The sequence below is a fragment of the Streptomyces sp. MS191 genome (assembly GCF_008042125.1).
GTDB lineage: Bacteria > Actinomycetota > Actinomycetes > Streptomycetales > Streptomycetaceae > Streptomyces.
Map to the genome: position 1 here is coordinate 167,121 of NZ_RDBI01000040.1, position 8,091 is coordinate 175,211.

Annotated in this window: 5 protein-coding genes, 1 rRNA gene and 1 pseudogene; 3 read left to right on the forward strand and 4 right to left on the reverse strand. The window is 68.1% G+C overall.

The annotated features are described in order from the left end of the window. Positions 1–30: 30 nt before the first annotated feature. Positions 31–1,177 (reverse strand): 16S ribosomal RNA (locus tag EAO71_RS07610). Between the two features lie 608 nt (positions 1,178–1,785). Then, positions 1,786–2,793 (reverse strand): stage II sporulation protein M, encoded by a 1,008-nt coding sequence (locus tag EAO71_RS07620; RefSeq protein ID WP_147977020.1) that lies wholly within the window; start codon positions 2,791–2,793, stop codon positions 1,786–1,788. A gap of 119 nt (positions 2,794–2,912) precedes the next feature. On the opposite strand from EAO71_RS07620, the gene EAO71_RS07625 reads away from it, so the two are divergent. The 3 genes from EAO71_RS07625 to ptsP all read left to right on the forward strand — a co-directional run bounded on the left by EAO71_RS07625 (position 2,913) and on the right by ptsP (position 6,588). Further along, complete coding sequence (locus tag EAO71_RS07625) at positions 2,913–3,866, forward strand: RDD family protein (RefSeq protein ID WP_261992054.1); 954 nt, start codon at positions 2,913–2,915, stop codon at positions 3,864–3,866. Positions 3,867–4,385: 519 nt separating this feature from the next. Continuing rightward, entirely contained in the window at positions 4,386–4,835 is a 450-nt protein-coding gene (locus EAO71_RS07635; RefSeq protein ID WP_147977021.1) for a PTS sugar transporter subunit IIA, read from the forward strand. 82 nt (positions 4,836–4,917) lie between these two features. Continuing rightward, positions 4,918–6,588, forward strand: coding sequence for a phosphoenolpyruvate--protein phosphotransferase (ptsP, locus tag EAO71_RS07640; protein ID WP_147977022.1), 1,671 nt, complete (start codon positions 4,918–4,920; stop codon positions 6,586–6,588). Between the two features lie 81 nt (positions 6,589–6,669). Here the strand turns inward: ptsP and EAO71_RS07645 are convergent, their stop codons facing one another. Beyond that, positions 6,670–7,560: a hypothetical protein gene (locus tag EAO71_RS07645; RefSeq protein ID WP_147977023.1), complete on the reverse strand. Its 891-nt coding sequence runs from the start codon at positions 7,558–7,560 to the stop codon at positions 6,670–6,672. A gap of 25 nt (positions 7,561–7,585) precedes the next feature. Continuing rightward, positions 7,586–8,091, reverse strand: a pseudogene (locus tag EAO71_RS07650) (MFS transporter); the annotation flags it as partial.

An 8,091-nucleotide genomic window follows, 5' to 3' on the forward strand; every position in this document is an offset into this window, starting at 1 on the left:
TTTGCCTGCAATCGGTACTGTGCTCCTTAGAAAGGAGGTGATCCAGCCGCACCTTCCGGTACGGCTACCTTGTTACGACTTCGTCCCAATCGCCAGTCCCACCTTCGACAGCTCCCTCCCACAAGGGGTTGGGCCACCGGCTTCGGGTGTTACCGACTTTCGTGACGTGACGGGCGGTGTGTACAAGGCCCGGGAACGTATTCACCGCAGCAATGCTGATCTGCGATTACTAGCAACTCCGACTTCATGGGGTCGAGTTGCAGACCCCAATCCGAACTGAGACCGGCTTTTTGAGATTCGCTCCGCCTCGCGGCATCGCAGCTCTTTGTACCGGCCATTGTAGCACGTGTGCAGCCCAAGACATAAGGGGCATGATGACTTGACGTCGTCCCCACCTTCCTCCGAGTTGACCCCGGCGGTCTCCTGTGAGTCCCCATCACCCCGAAGGGCATGCTGGCAACACAGGACAAGGGTTGCGCTCGTTGCGGGACTTAACCCAACATCTCACGACACGAGCTGACGACAGCCATGCACCACCTGTATCCAACGTTTACGGCGTGGACTACCAGGGTATCTAATCCTGTTCGCTCCCCACGCTTTCGCTCCTCAGCGTCAGTAATGGCCCAGAGATCCGCCTTCGCCACCGGTGTTCCTCCTGATATCTGCGCATTTCACCGCTACACCAGGAATTCCGATCTCCCCTACCACACTCTAGCCTGCCCGTATCGGATGCAGACCCGGGGTTAAGCCCCGGGCTTTCACACCCGACGTGACAAGCCGCCTACGAGCTCTTTACGCCCAATAATTCCGGACAACGCTTGCGCCCTACGTATTACCGCGGCTGCTGGCACGTAGTTAGCCGGCGCTTCTTCTGCAGGTACCGTCACTTTCGCTTCTTCCCTGCTGAAAGAGGTTTACAACCCGAAGGCCGTCATCCCTCACGCGGCGTCGCTGCATCAGGCTTTCGCCGGAGCTTTCAACCAGCTTCCATGCGGAAGCCGGTGTTATCCGGTATTAGACCCCGTTTCCAGGGCTTGTCCCAGAGTGAAGGGCAGATTGCCCACGTGTTACTCACCCGTTCGCCACTAATCCACCCCGAAGGGCTTCATCGTTCGACTTGCATGTGTTAAGCACGCCGCCAGCGTTCGTCCTGAGCCAGGATCAAACTCTCCGTGAATGTTTACCCGTAATCGGGTGCACACATCACGAGAGCGGAACGACCAGTCGGAATAGGACCGGTCGTTCACAGCGTCCTCGCTGTGTTTTTTTGCCTACCTGCCACAAGGGCCAGTAGGACTTCAAAGGAACCTCGACCATCCGAAGATGGACGGGGTATCAACTAATCTGGCGTTGATTTTTGGCACGCTGTTGAGTTCTCAAGGAACGGACGCTTCCTTCGTACTCACCCTCTCGGGCTTTCCTCCGGGCTTTTCCCTTCGGTCTTTCGTGTTTCCAGCTTAGCAGATCCGATTTCCGTTTCTGCCACCCGCTGGAGCGGGCTGCCTTTCGGGAATCCGCTTTCGCGCTTTCCTTTCCGGCGGTTCCGACTTTATCAGACTCATTTCGGCCGACCTAATCGGTGGCTTCATTGATTCGAATAAGGAATCGGGGTGGCTCCGTGGAATTCAAATCCCGACCGGAGCGAGAGAGATGCTACGCGTCGACCATCGAACTGTCCAGTCCGAGGCAACCCGTAAAATCTACCTCCCCACGTCCGCCGTGTCAACGGTTTTTGTGGGCGAAGAGGAGACTAGCAGGTCAGCGGGGGCGTACGCACATCAGGGATCACGCGGCGGTGGGGAGCTCCGCGCTGCGGTCGCGCTCCTCCACGTCGCCCGTGTCGCCGGCCCGGGCGGCACGGCCTCCCAGGACCCAGACATAGGCGAGGAATGCCAGTTCAGCGACCACGCCGATGCCGATGCGCGCCCAGGTCGGGAGACCGGACGGGGTGACGAAGCCTTCGATCAGGCCGGACAGGAAGAGGACCAGGGCCAGACCGATGGCCATGCCGACGGCGGCACGGCCCCGCTCGGCGAGAGCCGCGCGGCGGGTCGTGGGGCCGGGGTCGATCAGGGTCCAGCCGAGACGGAGACCGGTGCCGGCGGCGACGAAGACGGCGGTCAGCTCCAGCAGGCCGTGCGGAAGGATCAGGCCCAGGAAGACGTCGAGGCGGCCGGCCGAGGTCATCAGGCCGATGCCGACACCGAGGTTCAGCATGTTCACGAAGAGGATCCCGAGCACCGGGAGACCGAGGAACGCGCCGAGCACCAGGCACATGGCGGCGGCCTGGGCGTTGTTCGTCCAGACCTGCGCGGCGAAGGAGGCCGCGGGGTGGCTGGAGTAATAGGTCTCGTACTGGCCGCCGGGGCGCGTCATCTCGCGCAGGTCCGCCGGCGCGCCGATCGCCGACTGCACCTCCGGGTGGGTGCCGATCCACCAGCCGATGAGTACGGCGACCAGCGTGGAGAGGACCGCCGTCGGGACCCACCAGTGGCGGGAGCGATAGACGGCGGCCGGGAAACCAGCGGTCAGGAAGGCCGCCGCGTCCCGCCACGAGGAACCGCGGGTACCGGTGACCGTGGCGCGGGCGCGCGCGACGAGTTGGGTGAGCCGGGCCGTGAGCATCGGGTCCGGCGCACTGGACTGGATCAGCGAGAGATGGGTCGCCGTGCGCTGGTACAGGGCGACGAGCTCGTCGGCCTCGGCGCCGGTGAGCCTGCCGCCCCGCCGCAGGAGGTGGTCGAGGCGGTCCCACTCGGCGCGGTGGGCGGTCACGTAGACATCGAGGTCCATGATTCGGCTGCTGCTCCAGGCACTGGTGCGTACGGGTCCGTACTACTGCGGCGCGCTGCGGGTCAGCTTGGCAGACTGTCGTACCGAGGGGTCGGGAAGGCCGGAGAAGGGTGGGCACCGTGAGCGGGGTGGTGACGGGGGACGCCGTCGTGCTGGGTCTGCAGCCGGCGCGGTTGCCGAGTCGGGCGCTGGCGCTGCTCCTGGATCTGGTGGTGGTGTGGGCCGCCTACCTGCTGATCGGCGTCGGGCTCACGGTCGCGACGGCCTCGCTGGACGAGGCCGCGCAGATGGCCGTCTCCATCGCCTGCTTCCTGCTGGTCCTGGTGGGGGCGCCGATCGCGGTGGAGACCCTGTCGCACGGGCGGTCGCTCGGCAAGCTGGCCTGCGGGCTGCGGGTGGTGCGGGACGACGGCGGACCGATCCGGTTCCGGCACGCGCTGGTGCGCGGTGCGATGGGGGTCGTGGAGATCCTCATGACGTTCGGCGTCGTCGCCTGCATCGCCTCGCTCGTGTCGGCGCGAGGGCGGCGGATCGGGGATGTCTTCGCCGGGACGCTGGTCGTGCGCGAGAGACTGCCGGCCGGGCGGACCGCTGCAGTTCCGCCGCCTCCGCCGTGGTTGGTGGGGCGGTTCACGGAGCTGGACCTCTCGGCGGTGCCGGAGTCGCTGTGGCTGGAGATCCGGCAGTACCTGACGCGGATGCGGCAGCTGGACCCGGCTGTCGGGCAACGGCTCGCCGAGCGACCGCCCGTGCGACAGGGTCTCCACCGCGATCGGCGCCCCCACCAGGACCAGCAGGAAGCAGGCGATGGAGACGGCCATCTGCGCGGCCTCGTCCAGCGAGGCCGTCGCGACCGTGAGCCCGACGCCGATCAGCAGGTAGGCGGCCAGGATCAAACTCTCCGTGAATGTTTACCCGTAATCGGGTGCACACATCACGAGAGCGGAACGACCAGTCGGAATAGGACCGGTCGTTCACAGCGTCCTCGCTGTGTTTTTTGCCTACCTGCCACAAGGGCCAGTAGGACTTCAAAGGAACCTCGACCATCCGAAGATGGACGGGGTATCAACTAATCTGGCGTTGATTTTTGGCACGCTGTTGAGTTCTCAAGGAACGGACGCTTCCTTCGTACTCACCCTCTCGGGCTTTCCTCCGGGCTTTTCCCTTCGGTCTTTCGTGTTTCCAGCCTAGCAGATCCGATTTCCGTTTCTGCCACCCGCTGGAGCGGGGTTTGCCATTCAGGAATTCGCTTTCGCGCTTTCCCTTGCGGCGGGGTCAAACACTACCAGGCTTTTCCGGCCCTCCCGACCACTCCCCCTGCAGGCATGCAGAGGTGTAGACCACTGGGGTTAGGATCTGGCTTGATAGGTGCTGCGGACCCACGACTCAGAGTCGCGTTGGGGTCACGCAGGAGTACCGACAGTACATCCCACCGTCAGTAGAGGCAAATCGTTTCGGGGTAGTCGCTAGGTCCGCCAACTGGTACATCCAGGGCGGAACCTGGACTTCCCATGACATACGCTTCTGAACAGTACGCCGTCCAGGACAGGCAGTGACGGCGCCACTCCATCTCCGCCCCTGGGAGGCTTCCCATGACAACCGTGACGTCGCCACTCGCTGGACGCGCCATCGGTCTTGCCGCTGTACCCGACCCCGTCTTCTCCGGCGCCATGGTCGGTCCGGGTACCGCCATCGATCCCGTACGTGAGCCGTCGGAGGCCGTTTCCCCGGTCGACGGCGTCATCGTCTCTCTTCACCCGCACGCCTTCGTCGTCGTCGACGGTGAGGGGCACGGCGTGCTCACCCACCTCGGCATCGACACCGTCCAGCTCAACGGGCAGGGCTTCGAGCTGCTCGTGGCCAAGGGCGACACCGTGACGCGGGGACAGGCCGTCGTGCGCTGGAACCCGGCCGACGTCGAGGCCGCCGGCAAGTCCCCCATCTGCCCCGTCGTGGCCCTCGAGGCCACGGTCGACTCCCTCTCCGACGTCGTCGAGAGCGGCGACGTCAAGGCCGACGACGTCCTCTTCGGCTGGAGCTGACGCGGGCGCCGTCCACGCGACGGCCCGGAGTTCGACATTCAACGCGGCGGCCGGGTGCCGCCGCTCTATCGGAGACGGTGAGATGGAGACAACGCTGCGAGGCGTCGGCGTGAGCCACGGGGTGGCCATCGGCGAGGTACGGCACATGGGTACGGCGGTGCTCGAGCCGCCGGCCAAGCAGATTCCCGCCGAGGAGGCGGAGCGCGAACAGGGGCGCGCCCGTCAGGCCGTGGAGGCTGTGGCTGCCGATCTGATCGCGCGCGGCAACCTGGCCGGTGGCGAGGCCCAGCACGTGCTCGAGGCCCAGGCCATGATCGCCCAGGACCCGGAGCTCATCGCGGACGTGGACCGCCGGATCGCGGTGGGCAGCACCGCGGAGCGCGGCATCTACGACGCGTTCTCCCACTACCGCGAGCTGCTCGCGGGTGCCGGCGAGTACATGGCCGGACGGGTCGCCGACCTCGACGACGTGCGGAACCGTATCGTCGCCCGGTTGCTCGGCGTTCCGATGCCTGGTGTGCCGGACAGCGACGAGCCGTACGTACTGATCGCGCGTGACCTGGCTCCCGCCGACACGGCGCTGCTCGACCCGGCGCTCGTCCTGGGCTTCGTGACCGAGGAGGGCGGGCCCACCAGCCACAGCGCCATCCTCGCGCGGGCGCTGGGCGTGCCGGCCGTGGTGGCCCTTCCGGGGGCCGGCGAGATCGGTGAGGGCACGGTGATCGCGGTGGACGGCTCCACGGGCGAGATCTTCGTGAACCCCAGCGAGGACAAGAAGGCGACGCTGACCGCGGCCGCCGCCGAGCGCAAGGCCGCGCTGGCCGCGTCCAGCGGTCCGGGCGCGACCTCGGACGGGCACAAGGTGCCGCTGCTGGCCAACGTGGGTGGTCCGGCGGACGTGCCGGCCGCGGTGGAGGCCGGGGCCGAGGGCGTCGGTCTGTTCCGCACGGAATTCCTCTTCCTGGACGACAGCGCGAAGGCTCCGTCCGAGGAGAAGCAGGTCGAGGCCTACCGGAAGGTCCTGGAGGCCTTCCCCGAGGGTCGTGTCGTGGTGCGGGTGCTGGACGCGGGTGCGGACAAGCCGCTCGACTTCCTGACCCCGGCGGACGAGCCGAACCCGGCGCTGGGCGTGCGTGGTCTGCGGTCGCTGCTGGACCACCCCGAGGTGCTGCGGACCCAGCTGACCGCGCTGGCGAAGGCGGTCGAGGGGCTTCCGGTGTACCTGGAGGTCATGGCCCCGATGGTGGCCGACCGCACCGACGCCAAGGCCTTCGCCGACGCGTGCCGTGACGCGGGCCTGCGAGCGAAGTTCGGGGCGATGGTGGAGATCCCGTCGGCCGCTCTCCGGGCGCGCTCGATCCTGCAGGAGGTGGAGTTCCTGTCGCTGGGTACGAACGACCTGGCGCAGTACACCTTCGCGGCCGACCGGCAGGTCGGTGCGGTGGCGCGGCTCCAGGACCCGTGGCAGCCCGCGCTGCTCGACCTGGTGGCCCTGTCCGCCGAGGCCGCCAAGGCCGAGGGCAAGAGCTGTGGCGTGTGCGGCGAGGCCGCCTCGGATCCGCTGCTCGCGTGTGTGCTGACGGGCCTGGGTGTCACCTCGCTGTCGATGGGTGCGGCGTCGATCCCGTACGTGCGGGCGACGCTGGCGAAGTACACGCTGGCGCAGTGTGAGCGTGCCGCCGCGGCGGCGCGTGCGGCCGACACGGCCGAGGAGGCCCGTGTGGCCGCGCAGGCGGTGCTGTCCGGGGAGTGATCCCGGCCGGCCGGAGATCGAAGGGGCTTCCCGTCACGTCGTGGCGGGGAGCCCCTTCGTCGTGCGCGGGGCACTTCCTCGTCAGTGGTGGGTGGGGTGGTCGTCGTCGGGGGCGAGGGGGAAGCCGGCGCGGTAGTCGACGTGCGGCTCCGGGGAGACCGGTTCGCCGGTGCGGGCGTCGGTGCYGTAGGCGCTGAAGACCTCGGCCTCGGTGAGGGGGACGAGGGTGCCCCGGAGCAGGCGCCAGCCGTGGAGGCGGTCGCGGGTGCCGGGGCGGCTGGTGCGCAGGACGAGTCCCCCGGGGCTGTCGAGGGCGATGCCGGCGGCGAGGACGGTGACGAACTCGGCGCCTTCGCCGCTGTCGAGGCGGGCGGGTCCGTCCTCGTCGCAGACGGTGTGGAGGACGGCGAGGAGCTGCTCGTCCCGTGCGGGGACGCTGCAGACGAGGTGGTGGGTGCCGGGGCCGGCCGCTTCGAGGAGGGACATCAGGAGCCGGGAGGCGCGGTCGAAGGCGGCGTGGCCGATGTCCTCGCCGCAGTCGGCGCAGTCTCCGGTGTCGGTGAGGAGCATCGTGGCGTACTCCCAGGTGGCGCGGCGGACGGCGGCGTCGACGAGGGTGGGGACGAGGGTCGTCATCGGCTGGCCGGTGTAGGGGACGCGGATGCCGGTGGCGGCGAGTTCGGCGGTGTAGCGGCTGCGGCTGACGGGGTGGTCGGGGTCGAGTCCGGTGTCCCGGCAGTAGCCGGCGTACTCCTCGGGGTCGAAGAGGGCGACGGTGGTGTGTCCGCCCTGGCCGGCGAGGCTCCTGAGGAGGGCCTCGACCTGGGCCAGGTAGGTGCGGTGGTCGTCGAAGGTGAAGGTGCCGTACCGGCGCATCGCGGCGAAGTCGTCCTCGTCGGCGAGCAGGCCGACGGTGCTGGGTACTTCGCGGCGCAGTGCGCGGCGCATGGACGTGGTGGTGTGGCGTGTCATGTCTCCCCCTGGGCGCTGCCGATCATTACTCACTCACCGTAACCGTGGGCACTGACAGTGACGACTTGCGGAGGCCGCGGCTGACGACGCGGTGCTGTCCGCCGCACATCGCCACGAGGCCGACGCCGAGGACGGCCCAGGCCGGCGGGCCTGCCGCGATCACCCCGGTGAGCAGGAGCGGGCCGCCGAACCGCTGGGTGGCGACGGCGAGGGCGTGGACTCCGAGGTAGGCACCCTGGGCGTCGTCGGGGGCGAGGGCCACGGAGAGTTCCCACGAGGCGATGGCGTGGATCATCTCGACGAAGGTGAGGGCGAGGGCCGCCACGACGAGGGCGGTGACGGCGAGGCCGCGGCCGCCGAGGGCGGAGACGGCCAGGGCGAGGGTGCCGAGGGCGAAGAGGGCGGCGAGCGGGAGGAGGAGGCGCCGGGCCGCGTCGGTCGAGCCGCCGAAGCGGGCGAGGGGGACCTGGAAGAGGACGACGAGCACGCTGTTCATGACGAGGAGCAGCGGGGCGAGGCCGGCGGGGGCGG